This window comes from Alteromonas sp. ABH4_457 (assembly GCF_056160625.1).
On record NZ_JBSWXN010000005.1, the window covers coordinates 399,904 to 421,661 of the forward strand.

At 48.7% G+C, this 21,758-nt stretch carries 18 protein-coding genes and 2 tRNA genes; 8 read left to right on the forward strand and 12 right to left on the reverse strand.

Annotation, left to right across the window (positions count from 1 at the left end):
- Position 1: 1 nt before the first annotated feature.
- From ACXAGR_RS14570 to ACXAGR_RS14605, 8 genes are all read right to left on the reverse strand, one after another.
- A complete protein-coding gene (locus ACXAGR_RS14570; RefSeq protein WP_119500684.1) occupies positions 2-694 on the reverse strand; it encodes an electron transport complex subunit E in 693 nt (230 codons plus the stop codon).
- Positions 691-1,341, reverse strand: coding sequence for an electron transport complex subunit RsxG (gene rsxG, locus ACXAGR_RS14575; protein WP_474851102.1), 651 nt, complete (start codon positions 1,339-1,341; stop codon positions 691-693). Before rsxG ends, ACXAGR_RS14570 begins: the two co-directional genes overlap by 4 nt.
- On the reverse strand, positions 1,338-2,411 hold the full coding sequence (gene rsxD, locus ACXAGR_RS14580; protein ID WP_474851103.1) for an electron transport complex subunit RsxD: 1,074 nt from the start codon (positions 2,409-2,411) through the stop codon (positions 1,338-1,340). Before rsxD ends, rsxG begins: the two co-directional genes overlap by 4 nt.
- The gene (gene rsxC / locus ACXAGR_RS14585; protein WP_474851171.1) at positions 2,412-4,667 is read right to left on the reverse strand and encodes an electron transport complex subunit RsxC; all 2,256 of its coding nucleotides are present in this window, start codon (positions 4,665-4,667) and stop codon (positions 2,412-2,414) included.
- A 5-nt stretch (positions 4,668-4,672) separates the two neighbouring features.
- Positions 4,673-5,242 (reverse strand): electron transport complex subunit RsxB, encoded by a 570-nt coding sequence (gene rsxB, locus ACXAGR_RS14590; protein ID WP_119500688.1) that lies wholly within the window; start codon positions 5,240-5,242, stop codon positions 4,673-4,675.
- Complete coding sequence (rsxA, locus tag ACXAGR_RS14595; protein WP_119500689.1) at positions 5,242-5,823, reverse strand: electron transport complex subunit RsxA; 582 nt, start codon at positions 5,821-5,823, stop codon at positions 5,242-5,244. The genes rsxB and rsxA overlap by 1 nt, the downstream gene beginning before the upstream one ends.
- Positions 5,824-5,988: 165 nt before the next feature.
- Positions 5,989-6,065 (reverse strand) — tRNA-Asn (locus ACXAGR_RS14600).
- A gap of 18 nt (positions 6,066-6,083) precedes the next feature.
- A tRNA-Asn gene (locus tag ACXAGR_RS14605) sits at positions 6,084-6,160 on the reverse strand.
- A 1,012-nt stretch (positions 6,161-7,172) separates the two neighbouring features.
- Here ACXAGR_RS14605 and ACXAGR_RS14610 point away from each other — a divergent pair.
- From ACXAGR_RS14610 to ACXAGR_RS14620, 3 genes are all read left to right on the forward strand, one after another.
- Entirely contained in the window at positions 7,173-8,555 is a 1,383-nt protein-coding gene (locus tag ACXAGR_RS14610) for an MATE family efflux transporter (RefSeq protein ID WP_474851104.1), read from the forward strand.
- Complete coding sequence (gene uvrB / locus ACXAGR_RS14615) at positions 8,552-10,567, forward strand: excinuclease ABC subunit UvrB (RefSeq protein WP_474844748.1); 2,016 nt, start codon at positions 8,552-8,554, stop codon at positions 10,565-10,567. Before ACXAGR_RS14610 ends, uvrB begins: the two co-directional genes overlap by 4 nt.
- A gap of 174 nt (positions 10,568-10,741) precedes the next feature.
- The gene (locus ACXAGR_RS14620; RefSeq protein WP_474844749.1) at positions 10,742-11,668 is read left to right on the forward strand and encodes a LysR family transcriptional regulator; all 927 of its coding nucleotides are present in this window, start codon (positions 10,742-10,744) and stop codon (positions 11,666-11,668) included.
- A 78-nt stretch (positions 11,669-11,746) separates the two neighbouring features.
- Here ACXAGR_RS14620 and queC read toward each other — a convergent pair whose 3' ends face one another.
- Positions 11,747-12,403: a 7-cyano-7-deazaguanine synthase QueC gene (queC, locus tag ACXAGR_RS14625; RefSeq protein ID WP_474844750.1), complete on the reverse strand. Its 657-nt coding sequence runs from the start codon at positions 12,401-12,403 to the stop codon at positions 11,747-11,749.
- Positions 12,404-12,519: 116 nt separating this feature from the next.
- Between queC and queE the strand changes: the two genes are divergently transcribed.
- Together queE and ACXAGR_RS14635 are read left to right on the forward strand one after the other, a co-directional pair.
- On the forward strand, positions 12,520-13,170 hold the full coding sequence (queE, locus tag ACXAGR_RS14630; protein WP_474844850.1) for a 7-carboxy-7-deazaguanine synthase QueE: 651 nt from the start codon (positions 12,520-12,522) through the stop codon (positions 13,168-13,170).
- A 42-nt stretch (positions 13,171-13,212) separates the two neighbouring features.
- Positions 13,213-14,100, forward strand: coding sequence for a type 2 periplasmic-binding domain-containing protein (locus ACXAGR_RS14635; protein WP_474851105.1), 888 nt, complete (start codon positions 13,213-13,215; stop codon positions 14,098-14,100).
- 107 nt (positions 14,101-14,207) lie between these two features.
- Here the strand turns inward: ACXAGR_RS14635 and asnB are convergent, their stop codons facing one another.
- Both asnB and ACXAGR_RS14645 read right to left on the reverse strand, forming a co-directional pair.
- The gene (gene asnB / locus ACXAGR_RS14640) at positions 14,208-15,881 is read right to left on the reverse strand and encodes an asparagine synthase B (RefSeq protein ID WP_119500748.1); all 1,674 of its coding nucleotides are present in this window, start codon (positions 15,879-15,881) and stop codon (positions 14,208-14,210) included.
- 288 nt (positions 15,882-16,169) lie between these two features.
- Entirely contained in the window at positions 16,170-17,834 is a 1,665-nt protein-coding gene (locus tag ACXAGR_RS14645; protein ID WP_474851106.1) for a M28 family metallopeptidase, read from the reverse strand.
- A gap of 72 nt (positions 17,835-17,906) precedes the next feature.
- Here ACXAGR_RS14645 and ACXAGR_RS14650 point away from each other — a divergent pair, with 72 nt between their 5' ends.
- Entirely contained in the window at positions 17,907-18,761 is an 855-nt protein-coding gene (locus ACXAGR_RS14650; RefSeq protein WP_474844753.1) for a DUF3025 domain-containing protein, read from the forward strand.
- A 55-nt stretch (positions 18,762-18,816) separates the two neighbouring features.
- On the opposite strand, the gene ACXAGR_RS14655 is transcribed toward ACXAGR_RS14650, so the two are convergent.
- Positions 18,817-19,518 carry a YIP1 family protein gene (locus ACXAGR_RS14655; protein ID WP_474844754.1) on the reverse strand — a complete coding sequence of 234 codons (702 nt, stop codon included), beginning with the start codon at positions 19,516-19,518 and terminating at the stop codon, positions 18,817-18,819.
- Positions 19,519-19,757: 239 nt separating this feature from the next.
- Between ACXAGR_RS14655 and ACXAGR_RS14660 the strand changes: the two genes are divergently transcribed.
- Both ACXAGR_RS14660 and ACXAGR_RS14665 read left to right on the forward strand, forming a co-directional pair.
- Positions 19,758-20,537, forward strand: coding sequence for an ABC transporter ATP-binding protein (locus ACXAGR_RS14660; RefSeq protein WP_303575030.1), 780 nt, complete (start codon positions 19,758-19,760; stop codon positions 20,535-20,537).
- A gap of 1 nt (position 20,538) precedes the next feature.
- The gene (locus ACXAGR_RS14665; RefSeq protein WP_474844755.1) at positions 20,539-21,732 is read left to right on the forward strand and encodes an ABC transporter permease; all 1,194 of its coding nucleotides are present in this window, start codon (positions 20,539-20,541) and stop codon (positions 21,730-21,732) included.
- Positions 21,733-21,758 lie beyond the last annotated feature (26 nt).

Genomic DNA, 21,758 nt, shown 5'->3' on the forward strand with positions numbered 1-21,758 from the left:
CTTAACTTTCAGCAGTTACCCTGATTCGGGTGACGGTTTTGGCTTCCGGAACCTTTTTGGCAGCCATCCGCGCGTCGATAACATTTTTAAGAGCAATGAGCAGACCCATGCCAATGAACGCGCCCGGCGGCAAAATAGCGAGCAGGAAAGGCTGGTCTGTATCAAATAAAGTAATGGTCCAGTTGGTCGCTATGCTGCCAAAAAGACGATCAGCTCCGCTTAGCAGGGTACCGGAACCTAAGGCTTCGCGCATGGCGCCTAGTAACATCAGCACAGCAGTAAACCCTGCACCCATCATCAGGCCGTCAAGGGCTGCCGGCAGGACCGGATTCTTCGAGGCAAAGGCTTCAGCCCGGCCAATGATGGCGCAATTTGTCACAATTAACGGAATAAAAATGCCCAGTGTTAAATAGAGTTCGTAAGTAAAGGCGTTCATCAGTAGCTGAACAACGGTTACAAAACCTGCAATCACCATCACGAACACCGGGATCCGGATTTCGTTCCTGACAATATTACGTACCAGACTCACGGTAATATTTGAACCAACCAGCACCAGTGTGGTTGCCAGCCCCAGGCCAAGCCCGTTAATAACTGTTGCGGTGACCGCAAGAAGGGGGCACAAACCCAGAAGCTGAACCAGTGCAGGATTATTTTTCCATAAACCTTCGATGGTCAGATTTTTCCACTCACTCATTCTGAACCTCCGGGTTGCTTAGCCATGCAATTAACTGGCAGGGCAAATAAAGACTCACGGTTTGCTTCCACATACAACAGGGCCCGTTTTACTGCACCTGTAACGGCACGGGGAGTAATCGTTGCGCCGGTAAACTGGTCAAATTTGCCACCGTCTTTTTTTACCTGCCATTTGTTCAGCGCCGAATTATCAAAGGACTCACCGCTGAAAGACGTTATCCAGTCACTGACTGACAATTCGATTTTGTCACCCAGTCCGGGAGTTTCCTGGTGTCTCACAGTCCGCACGCCGGTTACCGTCATGTCGTTAGTGACACCGATAACAATGGCAATATCCCCACTGTAACCGTCCGGTGCCACAGCTTCAATAGCAAGGGCGGCGGACTCTCCGTTTAACCGTGCACGGTAAACGTGGCGTAAAGTGCCCGGCTTACCAAGCAGCGGATCAGAGACGGCGGTGCAATCTGCATACAGTTCATTATCATAAACCGATTGGGGTACCACTTCGTTCAGCAAAGACATCAATTTTTGCTGTTCCTGCTCTGCAATGCGTGACTCAGTGCCGAAAAAGGTAGTGGCAATTAAACCAGTGGTCACAATGGCAAAAGCGCCCAGCATGACGCCATTTTTCACAATACTGTTCATCATGCTTTACCCCGCGGATGGCCGTAGGTGCGCGGACGGGTGTAATAATCGATTAGCGGCACAGCCATGTTCATAATAATGACCGCAAAGGCGACCGCATCAGGATACCCGCCAAACGTACGGATAATCACAATCCAGAATCCGATGAGCGCGCCAAATACTATCCGTCCTCGTGCTGTGGTGGAGGCAGAAACAGGATCAGTGGCAATGAAAAACGCACCGAATAACACGCTGCCGTTGATAAGGTGAAAGACCGGTGACGCGTAGATATCCTGATTGAGCAGATGAAGAAATAAGGCGCACAGGGCGACGCTGGCGATCATGCTGCCCGGAATGTGCCAGCTGATAACCTTCAGACGCCACAACGCCAGCCCGCCAAGGGCCCAGGCTGTGCTTACCCATGACCAGCCAGCGGCACCGCTGGCAAAAAGGCCGCCATTGTAAATTGGCGATGCCAGTAACTCAGAATAGGTTGAAGAACGGGTCAGGCCAGTTTTCACCTGATCCAATGGCGTCGCGGATGTCATGCCGTCAGCCACATCCCTGATTTGAGTGACATCCAGTCCGGTTTGCGTATAACTGGTAAAAATCAGGCTCAATGTATCTGTAAAGGATAATGCTGCCGCTCTTACGCCTTCCGGTGGCAGCCACTGAGTCATTGCCGCAGGGAAAGACACCAGCAGCACGACATAAGCCACCATCGCCGGATTAAACAGGTTGTAGCCCAAACCGCCGTAAAGCTGTTTCACGATTGCTATGGCGAAAAAAGTGCCGGTGACGGTCATCCACCAGGGCAGAGTAGGGGGGATACTGACTGCCAGCAGGCAGGCTGTGAGTACCGCACTGTAATCAGACAGATTGCGCTTAACCTGTTTATTGCGCAGAGACAAAATCGCGGCTTCCGTTGCCAGTGCTGTCGCAACAGCAAGGAACGCCTGAATGACGACGCCCCAGCCAAAGAATACAACCTGACAAGCAATGCCCGGCAACATGGCGTATAGCACCAGGCGCATTACCTGACTGGTATCACGCTTTGTGCGTAAGTGAGGGGAACTGGCAAGATTTAGTTTCATTTAGTCATTATTCCCGTTGTCTCTGGCGGCTTTTTTCGCTTTTGCTTTTGCAACCGCAGCAGCAATACGGGCTTTCTTTTCATCCGCGGGGTCTGCTTTTTTTTGTGTTGTGTCTGAATCAGCCTGTGCATCTGTTTGCTTGCCAGCGTCGGGTTTATCAGTCGTTTCCTGAGCCCCTGTTCCGGTTTTTGCATCCTGTTCCGGTGCGCCATCATTGTCTTTTGCCGCCTTTTTTGCTTTTGCTTTGGCAACAGCGGCTGCAATACGCGCTTTTCTGGCTTCTTCAGCAGACGGTGCTGCCGGGGAGGATTGGGTTGCTTCAGGTTCTTTTTGTGCCGGTTCTGGCTGAGCCGGTTCTGGCTGAGCCGGTTCTGTTTGTACCGGCGGTTTTTCGCTGTTGTCGTCTGCAGACTGTTGCGCTTCTCTGGCCGCCTTTTTGGCTTTCGCTCTGGCTATGGCTGCTGCCACTGCGGCTTTCTTATTGTCAGTTTCGCCTTCCGGTGCAGGAGCGGCGTCAGCGGAATCAGCAGGAGGCGTTGCATTCTGAGCTGCTTTCTTAGCTTTCGCCCGGGCGATGGCTGCTGCCACTGCAGCCTTTTTATCATTTGCAGCAGGAGCTTCTTCCTGTGAAGCCGGCGCCGTTTCCGGTTGTGTTTCTGCTTTTTGTGCTGCCGCTTTGCGGGCTTTGGCACGTGCCAGAGCGGCCGCTACTTTATCTTTGGGGGCTGCATCGCTGCTTTGAGAGGCCGGAGCGTCAGTTGCCGGTTGTGCGGCAGCTGCCAGCCTTGCTTCTTTGGCTTTACGATGCTTCGCTTCCCGCTCTTCTTTTTCCCGTTCAAGGCGGGCTTTGCGGGCTTCGAAACGTTCTTTGGCTTTGTCTGCTTTAGCTTTTTCGTCAAGCTCCAGGCGAATGTCAGCTTTGGCTTTACGGTAATAATGAACCAGCGGTATTTCACTGGGGCATACATAAGCGCAGGCACCGCATTCGATACAATCAAACAGATTATATTCCTGTGCCTTATCGTATTCTTTCGCTTTACTGTGCCAGTACAACTGCTGCGGAAGCAATGTTGCCGGACAGGCATCAGCACAGGCACTGCAACGGATACAGGCGCGTTCGTCGTCACCGTTTGTGAGTTCACCTGTAGCCGGTACCAACAGACAGTTAGTGGTTTTTACCACCGGTACCGCGGCGTCATTTAAGGTAAAGCCCATCATCGGGCCGCCCATGATGACCTGTGGCGTTGTCTGTTTTTCACCGAGGTAACCCGCCTGAGACAACACGTGATTCACTGGTGTCCCAAGGCGAACACGATAGTTTCCGGGGCGTTTAACTGCCTGACCTGTGACAGTGACGATCCTTTCGATCAGGGGTTTACCTTCAATAATGGCTTGTGCAACTGCAAAGCAGGTACCCACATTGAACATGGTCACACCCACATCAAGAGGTAATCCTTTGCGGGGCACTTCACGGCCGGTTACGACCTGAATAAGTTGTTTTTCACCGCCGGCAGGATACTTTGTCTCTACTGTTGCCACACGGATGTGGGGCAGGGTTTCAATCTGTTTTGATAAAACCCTGATGGCTTCTGGTTTGTTGTCTTCAATGGCGATCACCACGCATTTGGGTGACAGCAGGTGTACAAGAATTTCAATACCGGCCATGATGCCGTCAGCGTGCTCACGCATCAGCCTGTCGTCAGACGTGATGTAAGGCTCGCATTCCACGCCGTTGATGATCAGAAACTCAACAGGCTTGTTGGTATTCACCTTAATGTGGCTGGGAAAGCCGGCGCCCCCCATACCTGAAATTCCTGCATCACATAACTTTTCAGTCAGTGATACCTTTTCTTCTTTTGCATAGTCGGGGCAGGGAGAAAGAGGATACCAGGTATCATGGCCATCGGCTTTCAGCGTAACGCAAAGTTCATCCAGACCACTGGGATGAGCGGTAACATGCTGCGCGATGCCGGCTATGGTACCGGAAGTTGGCGCATGGACAGGCACAGAAAAAGGCTGGGTGGACTGGGTCAGTGGCTGACCCTTGAGAACCTTATCGCCCGGGCGCACCAGTAAGGTGCCTTCTGTACCAATATGCTGCCGTACCGGCACAACGTATTCCTTTGCCAGCGGCAGATCCACTATTTGTGTCTGGTTCGAAAGCCCTTTATGACCTTCAGGATGTACGCCGCCGGGAAAGCTGCTGAGCTGACCCTTATCCAGCCGGGCCAGAACATCTTCATAAACAGGAAACATCACGATTACGACACCATCTTAATTGGAATATCGCCTTTGGGCGTTTTATCAAAATCCCATTTCCATGACGCCGTTGTGGTTTCAACGGGCACCATGTCGATACAGTCAACAGGGCAGGGGTCCACGCAGAGATCACAGCCCGTACATTCCTGAGTAAGTACAGTGTGCATATGTTTTGCAGCGCCCAGAATGGCATCTACCGGACATGCCTGAATACATTTGGTACAGCCGATACATTCATCTTCGCGGATGAAGGCGACTTTTTTCACATCCTCTTCACCGTGGGCTGAATCGAGGGGTTTGGCTTCTTTGCCGGTCAGGTCGGCAAGTTTTTTAATCGTGGACTCGCCGCCCGGCGGACATTTATTAATGTCATCACCGTTTGCAATCGCTTCTGCATAGGGGCGGCAACCCGGATAGCCACACTGACCACATTGTGTTTGCGGTAAGATTTCATCGATTTGCTCAACCAGAGGGTCGGCTTCAACTTTAAAGCGGATGCTGGCATAGCCTAAAAGCAGGCCGAATGCGACCGCAAGCACGCCGATGGCGATAAGTGCTACTGATATCGTCATTATAATTTCACCAGACCGCTGAAACCCATAAATGCCAGCGACATAAGGCCGGCGGTAACCATGGCAATAGAAGCGCCTTTAAAAGCCACCGGAACATCTGCCGCGGCCAGACGTTCACGCATTGCCGCGAATAAAATAAGCACAAGAGAAAAACCAACAGAAGCACCGAAGCCGTAAATCAGGCTCTCAATGAGATTGTGTTGCTCTGTCAGGTTTAGCAGGGCAACACCCAATACCGCGCAGTTGGTAGTGATAAGAGGCAGAAATATTCCGAGTAGCCGGTATAAGGTCGGGCTGGTCTTGTGCACGACCATTTCAGTGAACTGAACCACGACGGCAATAACCAGGATGAACGCCAGTGTTCGCAGATAACCGATGCCCAGGGGCACAAGCAGCCAGGTTTCGACCAGATAACTGGTGACAGATGCCAGTGTTAAAACAAAGGATGTCGCCATGGCCATGCCAATGGCCGTTTCAAGTTTGCCGGACACGCCCATAAAGGGGCATAAACCCAGAAACTTAACCAGCACGAAATTGTTAACGAGTACTGTACCCACAAGGAGTAACAAAAAATCTGTCATAGTAAAAGCAGTGAACGCATATTGGACATTAGAAAATTTAAAAAAACAGCAGTGTCTGTCACGTTGCGTATTATCGCTTTTTGTCGCGCGATTAACAACTTAATACAAATGAGAATAATTTAAAGAAATGAATTTCTGCGATGAAACAAAGAGGGGAAATAAGAGTGGCTCCCCCTCCCCGACTCGAACGGGGGACCTGCGGATTAACAGTCCGTCGCTCTAACCAACTGAGCTAAGGGGGAACCGGATTTGTCGAAAGTTGGCTCCCCCTCCCCGACTCGAACGGGGGACCTGCGGATTAACAGTCCGTCGCTCTAACCAACTGAGCTAAGGGGGACCGGCTTTCAACGGAGGCGAATATTAATGACGTATCTTGTCACTGTCAACAAACGTTTTAAGGTTTTTATTCCGTTCGCTCAAAAAATAGCTTTTTTCTGATTTCCGAGACAAAAATTGCTCAAAGCGCTTAAAAAATACACTTGTTTACACCAGGTACAGACAGGTTGTTGAAAAATAAGTCAGATTTTTGACTATGCCTGAAATCGAATAAACACAAACAAAGCTTATAACTAAAAAGTTAGTCGAGTAATTTAAAGGGTATTAAAAATGCTTTGACTACTGTATTAAAGTACAGTTATTAATGTAACGGTAACGTGCATCAGCCAATCATAAGGTTAGTCTTCACTTACAAAAAAATCGGCGGGATCCCGGAAAATACACGTGAATACTGGCCTTTACGCACTTATCCACTAAATCTGTGGATAACTATGTTGATAGGTGAGGGGATCGTTGGAATTTGCAGCAATAAATCAGTTTGATTCGTTGATGCGATGGCGTAAGTTTGTCTGGTTTATTTATTAAATTCAACTGCTTATATTGTTTGATCGTGCCCGGTGGATAATATGATCTGCATTGGTCACACATTAACACACTTGTGTGTTAATTCGCTAACAGCGGTTAATAAGGCAACAGGATTTTGACGATCTTTTTTAGTGTTAACGGATAATTAACATAGTTCGCCGGATCCGCACAGGGATTAAAAGGGTTTTCCCACGCCGGTTATATGACACAAGCTGTCAAATAGCTGTCATCCCACTGTCATTTAAAATTGTGGAAAATCATAGGTATTTTTCATTTATAAAAGACGAACTTTTGACGGCTTAGTGACTGACAAGGCGATAAACCAAAATCTGTCAAATAAAAAAATAAAAATATTTCTTAAAAAAGAATAAAGGATAAGACGGGGGTTAGCCGTGGCGGATAGTCGTGCAACCGGGCAGTCACTCAAGTAGACTAAGCCTGTTTTATTTCCCATCGTCACTTCATGGCGAATCAGTTAAGAGACCGACGTGACCGAATCAAAAAATAACACGCGCGCTTCCAGTTTAACGCAAGGTAATGTAGCTACTATATTAAAGCGAATGACCGTACCGATGATCATGGGTATGGTTATGATGATGAGCTTTGGCCTTGTTGATACGTTCTTCGTCAGTTTACTGGGCACTGAACCTCTGGCAGCCATCAGTTTTACGTTTCCGGTTACCTTTACGGTTATCAGTTTAAATATCGGCCTCGGGATTGGTACGTCAGCCATTATCGGTAAGTTGCAGGGTAGCGGGAGTTATTCTGAGTCCCGGGAGTATGCAACCAGCTCGATAACCTTGTCTTTCGTGATGGTAGGTTTGCTTGCCGTTGCAGGTTATTTGTTGATTGACCCGATATTCAAAGCACTGAACGCCAGTGAAACCTTGATGCCCTACATTCATGACTATATGTCGTTGTGGTACTTATCAAGTGTGTTTCTGGCGCTTCCCATGGTGGGGAACAGTGTGCTGCGGGCATGCGGTGATACGCGCACTCCCAGTATAATTATGGCGGTTGGCGGCGCATTGAATGCAGCCCTTGATCCCATTTTTATTTTTGGCTGGGGACCGGTACCTGCGATGGGGATTCAGGGAGCGGCACTGGCGACGTTCCTCGCCTGGGTGGCGGGAGCCAGTTATATCATCTGGTTGCTGGCAGTGAAACGAAACCTGATGGTCCCCCGTTTATTGACCATTGCGGAACTGCGCAGAAGCTGTGCGCCCATCCTGAAAATCGGTCTGCCGGCTGCAGGGGCGAATATGCTCACACCTGTTGCCGGTGGTGTGATGACCGCAGTAGTGGCAAATTATGGTGCAGAGGCCGTTGCTGCATGGGGAGTAGGGAACCGGCTTGAGTCCATTGCGTCTATCGTTATTCTGGCATTGTCCATGACCCTGCCACCCATCATTTCGCAAAATGTGGGGGCCGGTTTGTATCAACGGGTTGAAGAAGCTTACCGGTTAACTGTGAAATTTGTGATTGGCTGGCAACTTGTCGTGTTCGCTCTCATGTGGTTGCTTTCCGGCTGGATAGCCCAAATGTTTGCTGAGGAAGCTGAAGTGGCCTGGCTCATTCATCTGTTCCTGATGATAGTCCCGCTGGGATATGGGATGCAGGGTATTGTGATTTTAACGAATTCGTCATTGAATGCCATGCACAAGCCAATGGCAGCGTTGATCCTGAGTGTCATCCGGCTGTTCGTTTTTTACGTACCTGTATCCTATGTGGCAAGTTTGTTCTTTGGTTTGAAAGGCTTGTTCTGGGGCGTCGTCATTGCCAATTTGTGTATGGCGACCATCTCTTATGTTTATTTTAATCGGGCGCTGTCTGAGCATCGCCGGCAACCGGGAGAAGAAGTAGCACAATGAGTAAAGGCTTCGAACTGGAATCCAAATATCAACCGGCAGGGGATCAGCCAAAAGCCATAGAAGCTCTGGTAGACGGGCTGGAAAGCGGTCTTGCCAGTCAGACATTGCTGGGGGTTACCGGCTCCGGTAAGACCTTCACCATGGCGAACATTATTAAGCAGGTGCAGCGTCCGACACTGATCATGGCGCACAACAAAACACTGGCAGCCCAGCTGTATGGTGAAATGAAAGAGTTCTTTCCGAACAATGCGGTGGAATATTTCGTTTCCTACTACGACTATTATCAGCCGGAAGCGTACGTTCCCAGTACCGATACTTTTATTGAGAAAGATGCGTCAATCAACGACCACATTGAACAAATGCGGTTGTCAGCGACAAAGGCACTGATGGAGCGGCGCGATGTTGTTATCGTGGCCAGTGTGTCTGCCATCTATGGTTTGGGTGATCCTGAGTCCTACATGAAAATGCTCTTGCATTTGCGCCAGGGCGATACTATGGATCAGCGGGATATTCTGCGCCGTCTTGCCGAACTGCAATATAAGCGTAATGACCTGGCCTTCGAGCGGGGCACATTCCGTGTACGGGGAGACGTGATTGATATCTTCCCTGCGGATTCAGAGAAGCAGGCCGTGCGGGTAGAATTGTTCGACAGTGAGATTGATAAAATCAGCCTGTTTGACCCGTTGACCGGTGCGGTGGATAAATCGGTGATCCGTGCCACGGTTTTTCCTAAAACCCACTATGTTACACCCAGAGAAAAGATTCTGGCAGCCATTGAAGATATTAAAGTTGAACTTAAAGATCGCAAGGCGCAATTGCAGGAGAGTAACAAACTACTTGAAGACCAGCGCATTTCACAGCGCACCCAGTTTGATATCGAAATGATGCTGGAGTTGGGTTATTGCTCGGGCATTGAGAACTACTCACGCTATCTCTCCGGCAGAGCGCCGGGTGAACCGCCCCCGACACTACTGGATTACTTTCCTGCTGACGGCCTGATGTTTATAGATGAATCGCACGTCACTGTGTCGCAAATCGGGGCGATGTACAAAGGCGACCGTTCGCGGAAAGAAACTCTGGTGGAATACGGTTTCCGGTTACCATCTGCCCTGGATAACAGGCCTTTGAAGTTTGAGGAGTTCGAGCAGATCTCTCCACAGACGATTTATGTTTCCGCGACGCCGGGTGAATATGAGCTGAAAAAATCTGACGGCGAAATTGTGGAGCAGGTGGTACGTCCCACCGGCTTGCTCGACCCTGAAATTGAAGTGCGTCCGGTGGCGACGCAAGTCGATGATGTACTCTCTGAAATTCAGAAAAGGGTTGCGGTAGACGAGCGGGTGTTAATTACTACGCTGACCAAGCGCATGGCCGAAGATTTAAGCGAATATCTGAATGAACATGGCGTGAAAGTGCGTTATTTGCATTCCGATATTGATACCGTTGAACGTATTGAAATTATCCGCGATCTCCGTCTGGGTAAGTTCGATGTGCTGGTGGGCATTAACCTGCTCAGGGAAGGTCTGGATATGCCCGAAGTGTCGCTGGTTGCGATTCTTGATGCGGATAAAGAGGGCTTCCTCCGCGCTGAGCGCTCACTGATCCAGACCATTGGCCGTGCAGCCCGTCACGTCAATGGCCGCGCCATCATGTACGCAGACGTGATCACCAAGTCGATGAAAAAGGCCATTGATGAAACTAACCGGCGCAGGGAGAAACAGGAAGCCCACAATAAGGCCAACGGTGTAGTGCCTCAACGGTTAAACAAACCCATTACGGACATTATGGACTTAGGTGACAGTGCCCATCCTGCTTCCGGTAAAGTGAAACTGCGTAAAGTTGCCGAGAAGAAAAAGGAAATGCAGGCTGCCAGTGCCACGGAGCTTATGGCGCAAATTGCTGATCTTGAAAAGAAAATGTTTGAGTTTGCCCGTGAGCTTGAATTTGAAAAGGCCGCATCAGTGCGTGATGACATCGAAACATTACGAAAGCAGGTCGTCGCCGTGTCTTAAGAGCTATGTCAGACATATCAGAAGCGTCCTTCGGGGCGCTTTTTTTGTTTCAGTTTAATTAAATCGTTAATTCCGGTGAATAAACTTGCAATTTGCCGTTGTAATCGGGCAAACAGTTACCTATTATGATTCTAAAGTATTTATAACTATACCTATAATTTCACGGATTGCGCCATGTTGAATCGTTTACAAGAATCAGATATTAAGCTGTTACGGGTGTTTTATGCGGTTGCGAGTTGTAATGGATTTACTGCCGCTGAGCCGGTGTTACGTATGCAACGCCCTAATATCAGTGCTGCGATTAAAAAATTAGAAGAACGTCTGGATCTGGTGCTGTGTCACCGGGGCCGTGGCGGTTTTCAAATGACAAAAGAAGGTGAAGTGGTTTTCCAGGAAACCAAACGAATCTTCAATGCATTCGATAACTTTGTTTTTAACTTGAAATCGCTTCACGACGATTACTCCGGTCACATTACCCTGGTAATGATGGCAGGCCTGCCGCTTTCCATGCATCTTGCAGTCAGTAAGGCTGTTAAGAGCACCATGAAGAAATTTGATGATATCCATGTCAATATTCAGACCCGACTTTACAACGAAGTAGAGCACGTTGCGTTATCCGGTGAGTGTCACCTGGTGATTTCTACTTACGACATGGTGAAACCCGAATCTGTAACGTTCCATCCGGTTGGTATTTCCTGCAAAGGCCGCCTGTACTGTTCACCGACGCATCCACTGGCAAAATTCCGCGATGTGTCACTGCCGGAAGACGTAAAAATTGGTGAGTATCCGGCTATCGGGATTTCCGGTCTGTCATCTGCCAATTATATTGAAGATGATCAGCGTCTGGCTATTCAGACGTTCTCCGATTCTTTCGAGGCGGCGCTTTCTGCCATTATGACCGGTGAATATATTGGTCTGCTGCCGGACTATATTGCTAAAGAGCAGGGCGCAAGTTTAGGACTGGTGCCTATTGCTAAAGGCAGTCTGTTTAACTTTGACCACGAGCTGTTTGTGATGAACGGTAAAAATACCCGCCTGAACCCGGTACTGCGTCACTGTATCAAAGAACTGACTTACTTTATTTCAGAAAGTCAGAAATAACAGGCATCATGCCGGTCAGATTGAATTGAAAAGGCCCCGCAATATTGCGGGGCCTTCTTCTTTCATTTCAGGACAACATTACTCATAGGTGAGAGGGTCCACAGCACCGTTATCACGAAACGCTTCCAGACGCTCCTGACAAGCACCGCAACCACCGCAGGCATGCTCTCTGCCGTTATAGCAGGTCCAGGTTTTACCGTAATCCAGTCCCATTTTAAGACCATCGGTGAGTATGGCCGTTTTGCTCACTTTGAGATAAGGGGTGACAATTTCAACCGCTTCATAATTCGCAATGGCACACACGTCATTCATTTTCTCAACGAATTCAGGGCGGCAGTCCGGATAAATAGCGTGATCACCGGAGTGAGCACCGTAATAAACTTTGGTGGCATTCTCGCTGACCGCATAACCTACTGCCAGTGACAACAGGATCATATTTCTGTTCGGCACCACGGTGGTTTTCATTGACGGCTCTTCATAATGTCCTTCCGGCACATCAATGTCGTCAGTCAGTGCCGAGCCGCCGACCAGTGAATTGATGGCAGAAATATCCACCACTTTATGAGGCACATTCAGCTCATTACACACGGCTGCGGCGTAATCGAGTTCTTTTTTATGCCGCTGACCGTAGTTAAAAGACAGGGCATAAGGTTTTTTCCCGTCAGCAATGGCTTTATGCAGTACGGTGAAAGAATCCATACCGCCGGAATAGATAACAATGACTTTTTCAGACATAAGTTCGTTTTTTTCGCGAAAAGATGCCAGAATTTTATGTGATTCTTGGTAAAATCCCAAGCCGAATCAACAACAGGTACACCACATTGCATCACACCCGTCTTAAAATTAATGAAATGTTCGAAACGATTCAGGGCGAAGGCGTAAAAACCGGCGTTCCGTCAGTGTTTGTGCGTTTACAAGGGTGTCCGGTGGGTTGTCCCTGGTGTGATACCAAACATACATGGACGCTGGACGAGGCGTTTTTGACAACATCAGATGAAGTCCTGTCGAAAACTCAGGAGAGTGAAGCGTGGTTCAGTATTGAAGATGAAGCGTTACTGACCTTATTTAAAGAAAACGGATATCAGGCCAAACACATCGTGATCACCGGCGGTGAGCCGTGTATGTATGATTTGCGTCCGCTCACCTCACTGCTGCATGCGCGGGGTTACACCACGCAAATAGAAACCAGTGGTACCTTTGAGGTACTGTGTCATGAAGATACCTGGGTTACGGTATCGCCTAAAGTCGACATGAAAGGCGGAATGCCGGTGCTGACTCAGGCGCTTGAGCGGGCGGATGAAATTAAGCATCCTGTGGCTATGCAAAAGCATATTGATGAGCTGGATAGTCTGCTGGCACGGCTGGACGGAAAATTACCGGCGCATATTTGTCTGCAACCTATCAGTCAGCAGCAACGTGCGACGGATCTTGCTATCGCCACCTGTATTGCGCGAAACTGGCGCTTATCGTTACAAACACATAAATATATCGGCATTGAATAGATTTATGCTGTCTGTTCAGGCACGACACTAAGGATTTTAACGATGGGAAAATGGTTGTTTCCGGTTCTTCTGCTCTTAAGTGCGAATGTGCATGCTGCACTATGGTCGATAACCTATCCGCGGCCCATAGATGAGCGTGATTTGCGCACTGAATATCCGCTGGCTTTACTTACCCTGGCGCTGGAAAAGACAGGCGTAAAATACAGTTTACTGCCGTCAGACCGGATCATGCTGCAAGGGAAAGCACTGCGTCAGCTGCGGGAAAACCGCGAAGTGAACGTCGTCTGGAGTATGACAGATGCCCAGCGTGAAAAAGACCTGTTACCAGTGCGCATCCCGCTGGCGAAAGGGCTGATTGGCTGGCGCGTATTTCTGATCAATGAAATGAACCGCAGCCGCTTTCCACAAGCGCTGAGCAAATCTGCCTTGCTGAAACTTGTGCCTATTTCCGGTGAAGAGTGGCCGGATACCAAAATTTTGCAGGCGAACGGGTTTAACGTGTTCACTGTGCCGGCATATGGTGATGCAGCGGAAGTACTGGAAACGAACAAGGCTGACTTCTTCCCCCGTTCAGTGATGGAAGCGCTGAATGAGCTTGAGAAGGGGAATTTGTCTTCAGACATCGTACTGGAAAACAATACAGCGATTTACTATCCCACGGCGTTGTATTTTTTCGTAAATAAAGGCAATACCACACTGGCACGGCTTATCGAGACGGGTCTGCAGATGGCAATTGAAGATGGTTCTTTCGACGCTTTGTTTTTGTCTACCTATGAAGATACGCTGAACGCACTGGAGCTCGAAAAGCGCACCACGATAGAGCTGGATAACCCGCTTTTACCACCCCTGACACCTGTGCAAAACGATGCCCTGTGGTATAAGCCCGCCAGTATTGATGCCACCATCGATGCTACGGAAGAGAATCCCTGAAATCTGGTGAATCTGGCAGTCAACGCGCCGGATTTAAACAGAGTTTGTTATCAAGCTGATACAAAAAAGCCCGGATTCACCGGGCTTTTGCATTTTTAACTCATGAATCAGTGGCTTTTGCCTGAGTGCACGTCTTTCATCGAACGACCTGAAGGGTCAGCATTATTCTTGAAGCTTGCATCCCATTCCAGCGCCTCAACGGTACTACAGGCGATGGACTTACCACCCGGAACACAGCGTGCAGCGCTTTCCTGCGGGAAGTAGCCTTCAAAGATAGTGCGGTAGTAATAACCTTCTTTGGTATCAGGTGTGTTCACCGGGAAGCGAAATTCTGCTGTCGCCAGTTGCTGATCAGACACTTCTGTTTCTACGAAGTCACGGATAGAGTCTATCCAGGAGTAACCTACACCGTCACCGAACTGTTCTTTCTGACGCCACAGTACTTCTGGTGGCAGTGTTTTACCGTCGTCGAAAGCTTTACGCAGGATCCATTTCTCCATACGGCCATCAACACACATTTTGTCCTGCGGGTTCAGGCGCATTGCTACGTCCATGAAGTTCTTGTCGAGGAACGGTACACGGGCTTCAACACCCCAGGCGCTGGTCGCTTTGTTGGCGCGGGCACAATCGAACATGTGCAGACGATCCAGTTTACGTACCGTTTCTTCGTGCAGTTCTTTTGCGTTTGGCGCTTTATGGAAGTACAGATAGCCACCGAAAATTTCGTCAGAGCCTTCACCGGACAATACCATTTTGATACCCATGGCTTTGATCTTACGGGTCATCAGGTACATCGGCGTTGCCGCACGGATGGTGGTGGTATCGTAGGTTTCCAGATGATAGATAACGTCACGAATCGCATCCAGACCTTCCTGAATCGTGAAGTGGATTTCGTGGTGAACAGTCCCAATCATATCAGCAACCTGTTTAGCTGCTTTTAAGTCCGGTGCACCTTCAAGGCCAACGGCGAAGCTGTGCAGGCGTGGCCACCAGGCGTCAGACTTGTCTTCGTCTTCAACACGCTTGGCAACATACTGGGCTGCAACGGCAGAAACCAGCGATGAATCCAGACCACCGGACAGCAGCACTGCGTAAGGTACGTCAGACATCATGTGCGACTTAACGGCTTTTTCAAAAGCCACTTTCAGGTCGTCCAGATTCGTTTCGTTATCTTTTACTGCATCGTAGCTCATCCAGTCGCGCTTGTAGTACTTAGTCAGCTCGCCGGTTTTGCTCCACAAGTAATGACCCGGAGGGAATTCACTGATGGTTTTACAGATAGGCGCCAGCGCTTTCATTTCTGACGCAACATAGAAGTTGCCATGTTCGTCGTAACCGGTATACAGCGGGATAATGCCGATGTGGTCACGGGCAATCAGATACGCATCCTGAGACTCGTCGTAGAGGATAAAAGCAAACATGCCTTCAAGCTCATCGATAAACTCAATGCCTTTCTGCTCGTACAAAGGAAGGATTACTTCGCAGTCCGAGCGGGTTTTGAAATCATAAGGCGTTGCCAGATCTTTGGCGAGTTGCTTGTGGTTATAGATCTCACCGTTAACGGCCAGGATCTTATTATTATCCTGGCTGATGAGCGGCTGTGCACCAGTGTCTACATCGACGATGGCCAACCGTTCATGGCACAGGATGGTATTGTCATTATTCCAGATACCCGACCAGTCAGGGCCGCGGTGACGCAGCAACTTTGTATAATCCAGCGCTTGGGTTCTGAGTTCAGACACATCGGTTTTGATATCAAGGATACCGAAAATACCACACATAAAACGGGTTCTCTCTTGTCACTTGTTGAAAAAAAGGATTGTTTATTCTGTCGGGTCGCTTAACGCGGCCGCGGGTGAGACTTTATTGTTTTTGAAGGGTGCAAACTCCGCGTCTGTTGAATGTGCCAGTATGAGAGAAAAAAGCAAGGAATAACTTGCCGGAAACTCAAATTATCCGTTATTCAGGGCGGGTAGTGGCGATTTTCGCGGAATATTGAAAGAAATGTTGCAAAACGGATGACTAAAAAAGTAACAGGCTGCCCGGAGGCAGCCTGTTTGCGTAAGTGCTTAGCGCTGGAATTCGCTGGCTGCATTCCATTTCGGCCAGCTGTCAGCATTGGCCACATCGGTACCCACTTCAAACAACATTTGCGTATCCTGGGCGATGCCTGATAAATCCCACTCCTTGCGGAATTCATCACAAACCTGATGATAACAACCGGTTACGATGACATTCATGCGTTTGCGGTAGCTAGCCGTTTCAGCATCCCAGGGTTCGTCTCCGCCTTCTGCGTACAGAGCCGGTACGCCTTTCTTGGCGAAGCTGAAGTGATCAGAACGGTAGTAAGAGCCGGCTTCCGGACGGTCTTCCTGTGTCAGATAACGGCCCTGACGGGTTGCTGCTTTTTCCAGATAGGTTTCCATTTCTGATTTACCCATACCGACAACACTGACATTTTTCGTTTTACCCAACACGTTCATGGCATCCATGTTGATGTTTGCAACGGTTTTCTCCAGCGGGATTACAGGATGATCAGCATAGTATTTTGAACCCAGCAGACCTTGCTCTTCAGCAGTCACAATCAGAAACGTTACTGAGCGGGCAGGGCGGGGCGTCAGTTCACCGAATGCTTTCGCCATCACAATAGCGGCTGCTGAACCGGTGGCATTGTCATGGGCACCATTGTAAATCTGATCACCTTTCAGGCTTTCATCTTTACCCAGGTGATCCCAGTGAGCAGTGTAAATGACGTGTTCATCAGGTTTTGTAGCGCCGGGAAGGGTGGCAATCACGTTATGGCTGACAGATTTCTGAAAGGTGTTCTTCACTGTCACAGATGCGGTTAAGCCCATGTCTTTGTGATAGGGCCCCTGCAATGCTGCCTTTTTCTCAGCATCGAAATCCAGGCCTGCGTCGGCAAAGACTTTCTTTGCCGCATCCAGTGTGAGCCAACCTTCTACTGCAACCCGGCTGGCGCCGCCATCCTGAGATACCAGGCCGTACTGAGGGCCACTCCAGCTGTTGGCAACAACTGACCAGCCGTAAGAAGCTGGTGCTGTTTCATGCACAATAATCGCACCGGCAGCACCCTGACGGCTGGCTTCTTCATATTTGTAACTCCAGCGGCCGTAGTAGGTCATGGTCGTGCCCTGGAACTTACCGGACTGAGGATTTTCGAAACCCGGGTCATTCACCAGAATCACCACAGTTTTGCCTTCTACATCCAGACCTTCATAGTCATTCCAGTCATATTCCGGTGCATTGACACCATAGCCGACGAAGACGAGTTCGGAGTCTTTCAGATCGATAACTGATTGTTCCCGTTTAGAACCGGCAACCATGTCTTCTTTATAACGGAACGTGTTATCACCAATGGTCATCGTCATGTCGGGATCGGCAGTGATTTCCATTAAATCCACAGGTTGCAGATAGCTGTCACCGTTACCCGGTGCTAGCCCGGCGGCTTTGAATTCTGAAACCAGAAAGTCCAGTGTTTTCTGTTCACCCGGTGTGGTGGGAAGGCGGCCTTCAAACTCATCAGAAGCCAGTGTTTGCAACGGTCCGCTGATGTCTTCAGCAGTGATCCCTGCGTATACGCTGTCAAAATTGGCTGTGCTGCCAGCCTGCGCGGTATCCGCCGGTGCGGGTTGATCACTGCTGCAGGCAGAAAGTCCTGCTGCAGAAAGACCGACCAGCGCCGGTACCATAAATGGCAAAAGAATTTTTTTCATTGTTAGTCTCTGTTTGCTCTACAATAACGTCCCAGTATAGAGAATCAAACACACCGAACCAATACATCGCTTATGAATTCCACCGCAGAGAGTTGGTCATCTGCCATAAATCGTTCCAATCTTGCTTTTTCTGTCCGTGAGCTGTTAACCCGCACCGGCCTTGACGTTGAAACAGAATTTCCGTCAGCGGCTGTTTTAAATGACGTTGTCCGCCGGCATCACCCTGTGAACTGGCCGGGTCCTGAATTTAAAGGGCAGTCTTCTTTTGCGCTTTCTGAACAACGTTATTATGAACAGATCATCTTTGAAGATAATGTCGTGCCCACGAGGGAAAACAGCTGGCATGATCTATTCAATGCATTGATCTGGTTGCAGTTTCCACTAACGAAGCGATGTCTGAATAATCTGCATATGCAGGATATCAGTCGTTTCGGCGTAAGCCCCCGTACACCGGCAAGAAATCGTATTACCCATTTTGATGAATGTGGTGTTGTAATTGCTGTACCGGACGATATGAAGGCTCAGGCTGAACCTTTACTCAATGCACTGGCGATGCATAACTGGCAACAGGTTCTGGTTGAACACAGAGACAAATGGGGTCAGTTATTGTTTCCGGTGATATTCGGCCATGCCAATCTCGAAATGTTATTGAACCCGTTTACCGGCCTGACGGGTAAATGGATGGCGGTCACAGTGCCCCGGGGATTTGCTTCTATGTCATTCGAACAACAATGCAGGGAGACGGATTGCGCAATGGAGCAGAAAATCGCTTCCTGTGATGTCTTTCAGAGTAAAGGCATGCTTCATCCTTTACCGTTACTGGGCGTGCCCGGCTGGTACCCGGTGCAGGACCGGCAGTTCTACGCTAATACGGATTATTTTCGGGCTGTATCCTCTAAAAAGCAGTTGCAGATGCCACTGATTTAGTACTGTCCGGCGGGTTTAAAAGTCACTGCTGTGCTTTCAACCCGCCAGTACAAGGTTAAAGCAATACGAAAACCAGCCAGATTCCGTAAATGATGGTGACAGGGGCGGCTGCAACCATCCAGGCTTTTTTGTTGCTGAAACTTGTCCACTGACCAATTGCCACCGCGGTAAGATAAATTGACCATAGCATATCGAACCGGAATTGACCGATATTGTAAAACGCTGAGTCCGGTGTCAATCCAAATATCCATGTAAAGGTAAGCGGGCTGAGACTGGCCGGGTCTATTTCGTGAGTGCTGGCCATCACCAGAACCAGCAGTGCCGCAAAACTGGTAAGCAGAGAGGGAAGTGCGGTCCACCATGTCATTCCGTACCAGTCGGTAAAACCCTGCACTGATTTTTCATCATTGCGGGCCATAAATGTGAGGTATCCGGCATAGATGGCATTCAGGATTATGACGCCAAGAAATACGCTGACGATCGTGCTCCACATTACGAATCCCTGAGTCATCCGTTCTGTAAACGCCTCTTTTTCTGCCGGACTCACGTCGCCCAGTTGCATGTCTGCAATAAAGTTTCTGTACCAGTCGAAATCAATGGTCTGGAAATACAGATAAACCGGAACAAGGCTCATACTCATTAAGATGAAAAACGGAACCCATGACCAGTTGTCAGTGGTAGCCAGCTTTCTGAAAACGCCGTTAGGGCGAAAGAAAGTCTCGCTGATGGCCTGAAAGGGATTAGATATTTCCTGCATAATTACTCCTTTATTTGCGTACAGATGCCATTTTTTTCCTTAATTAACAATGCTGGCACAGGGAACTTTCTTTGTTACCTTAGAGAAAAATGCTGCCTTTGTATACTGACCCTGTACAGAAATATTCTGTCGCATTTTTTTGCTTGAAGAGTGTAATAAAGTTGATTCAAAGTAGACTAGGTTTACTTCTCTTCCGGTAAACAGATAACGGAATTAATAATATCAACAAAGGAAACGCGATGATTGAAATCAGTCAGCTGGCGAAAAAATTCACCATCGAAAACCCGAAAAAATTGAGTGAACAGGAGAAAAAGGATCCCCGGCTGAAAGGGAAATTTTTCCATTCTGTGCAGGATGTTTCGCTAAATTGTGCTTCTGGTGAAGTACTCGGGCTACTCGGGCCTAACGGTGCCGGAAAAACCACCACATTACGTATGCTATCGACAGCGCTGAAGCCCGATACAGGAAGCATCACCATTAATGGTGTTGATGTACTTAAAAAGCCGGTGCTGGCACGCCAGAAAATCGGTTTTTTATCCGGCTCAACCGGCCTGTATGGTCGTCTTACCGGCAGAGAGAACATTGCCTATTTCGGCCAGCTTCACAATATGTCGAAAACCCGTATTGAAGAAAGAATTCAGTCGCTGGCCGATTTGCTGGATTTGCACAGTTTCCTGGATCGACGGTGTGAGAATTTTTCTACCGGTATGAAACAAAAAACGGCAATTGCCCGGGCGGTTATCCATAGTCCCGAAGTGGTCATTCTGGATGAACCCACCACGGGATTGGATATCATGGCCGCGCAGACAGTACTGAACTTTATCCGCGGTTTGAAAGAGCAGGGGATCCCGGTGATTTTCTCCACCCATCACTTAGAGGAAGTTTCGGAACTGTGTGACCGGGTGACCATCGTCAATCATGGACGTACGGTATTTAACGATGATATTGCCACTTTCAGAGCGCTGTCGCCGGGTTCAATGAGCAGTGCATTTTTATCGGCTTTAGGGACGGAGGCGTAATATGTGGTTGGTATTTTTAAAAGAAATTAAAGAGTTAGTACGGGACAGAAAAACACTGTTTTTCATGATTGCTCTGCCTCTGCTGGTGTTTCCTGCTATTTTCGGGGTGGTAACATTTGTTTCTTCAAAGGCTATATCAGATGCTCAGTCTGAAGTGCTTGACTATGCCATCAGTGGTGCAGAATACGCGCCCGAACTGGTATCAAAAATTGCGGAGTCAGAAGACTTTAATCTGGTAGCGTTACCGGAAAACGAAAACATAGAAAGCTGGGTTAAGAATGAACAGGCTGATTTCGTGCTTGTGATCCCGGAAAACTATAATGACGATATTCTCTCCGGCGGACAGATTACCCTTAAGGTTTACTTAAATGATGCAGGTCTCAATTTAGTCCTCTCACGCCTGCAGGCTATCGTAAACGAAATTTCAGAACGCAATCAGCAGGCTGCTTTTGCGCAACTGGGTCTCATCGAAAGTCAGCAGACAGCGCTCATTGAGCCCATGGTCATTGAAAAAGTAGATGTCGCTGACCAGCGGGAAAACTGGGGTGAGAAGATTGGTGGTTTTATTCCCTATATTATTTTTATGTTGTGCCTGCAAGGCGCCATGATACCGGCAACAGATTTAGGCGCCGGGGAAAAAGAAAGAGGTACCCTGGAAACACTACTCATATCGCCTGTACCCCGCCATCATCTGGTGATGGGGAAATTTTTTGCCATTGCCCTTGCCGGGGTGACCTCAGCCATGGTTACGGTAGCAAGTATGGCTGTATGGGGCATTGTGCTGAGTCAGGGCATGGCCATACAACTGGTGGCTGAATTTATGGGGGCCATCAGCGGCACAGATTTTTTACTGATTTTCTTCATGCTCATACCGGTGGTGGCAATTTTCTCATCCATTCTTTTAAGTTTGTCTATTTATGCCAGAAGCTTCAAAGAAGCGCAGGGCTATATGACACCGCTGGTGATGTTTACCATCGTGCCGGTGATCATGGCAATGTTACCCGGTGTCGAGTTGAAAGGTGGCTGGGCATGGGTTCCGCTAACGAATGTGGCGCTGGCGATAAAAGAGCTTATTAAAGGCACAATGGATTATGTGCAGCTGATAGCCATTTTCGGTTCCACCGCACTCATTGCAGCGGCGCTTATCGGTTTTTGTGTTTACTGGTTCAACAAAGAAAAAGTGTTGTTCAGATAATCAGGTAAATTGTTACCGGCATTAAA

Bases quoted from the DNA above. Each gene is read 5' to 3' on its own strand.
- ACXAGR_RS14570 (WP_119500684.1), bottom strand. From the start codon at position 694: ATGAGTGAGTGGAAAAATCTGACCATCGAAGGTTTATGGAAAAATAAT.
- rsxG (WP_474851102.1), bottom strand. From the start codon at position 1,341: ATGATGAACAGTATTGTGAAAAATGGCGTCATGCTGGGCGCTTTTGCC.
- rsxD (WP_474851103.1), bottom strand. From the start codon at position 2,411: ATGAAACTAAATCTTGCCAGTTCCCCTCACTTACGCACAAAGCGTGAT.
- rsxC (WP_474851171.1), bottom strand. From the start codon at position 4,667: ATGTTTCCTGTTTATGAAGATGTTCTGGCCCGGCTGGATAAGGGTCAG.
- rsxB (WP_119500688.1), bottom strand. From the start codon at position 5,242: ATGACGATATCAGTAGCACTTATCGCCATCGGCGTGCTTGCGGTCGCA.
- rsxA (WP_119500689.1), bottom strand. From the start codon at position 5,823: ATGACAGATTTTTTGTTACTCCTTGTGGGTACAGTACTCGTTAACAAT.
- uvrB (WP_474844748.1), top strand. From the start codon at position 8,552: ATGAGTAAAGGCTTCGAACTGGAATCCAAATATCAACCGGCAGGGGAT.
- ACXAGR_RS14620 (WP_474844749.1), top strand. From the start codon at position 10,742: ATGTTGAATCGTTTACAAGAATCAGATATTAAGCTGTTACGGGTGTTT.
- queC (WP_474844750.1), bottom strand. From the start codon at position 12,403: ATGTCTGAAAAAGTCATTGTTATCTATTCCGGCGGTATGGATTCTTTC.
- queE (WP_474844850.1), top strand. From the start codon at position 12,520: ATGTTCGAAACGATTCAGGGCGAAGGCGTAAAAACCGGCGTTCCGTCA.
- ACXAGR_RS14635 (WP_474851105.1), top strand. From the start codon at position 13,213: ATGGGAAAATGGTTGTTTCCGGTTCTTCTGCTCTTAAGTGCGAATGTG.
- asnB (WP_119500748.1), bottom strand. From the start codon at position 15,881: ATGTGTGGTATTTTCGGTATCCTTGATATCAAAACCGATGTGTCTGAA.
- ACXAGR_RS14645 (WP_474851106.1), bottom strand. From the start codon at position 17,834: ATGAAAAAAATTCTTTTGCCATTTATGGTACCGGCGCTGGTCGGTCTT.
- ACXAGR_RS14650 (WP_474844753.1), top strand. From the start codon at position 17,907: ATGAATTCCACCGCAGAGAGTTGGTCATCTGCCATAAATCGTTCCAAT.
- ACXAGR_RS14655 (WP_474844754.1), bottom strand. From the start codon at position 19,518: ATGCAGGAAATATCTAATCCCTTTCAGGCCATCAGCGAGACTTTCTTT.
- ACXAGR_RS14660 (WP_303575030.1), top strand. From the start codon at position 19,758: ATGATTGAAATCAGTCAGCTGGCGAAAAAATTCACCATCGAAAACCCG.
- ACXAGR_RS14665 (WP_474844755.1), top strand. From the start codon at position 20,539: ATGTGGTTGGTATTTTTAAAAGAAATTAAAGAGTTAGTACGGGACAGA.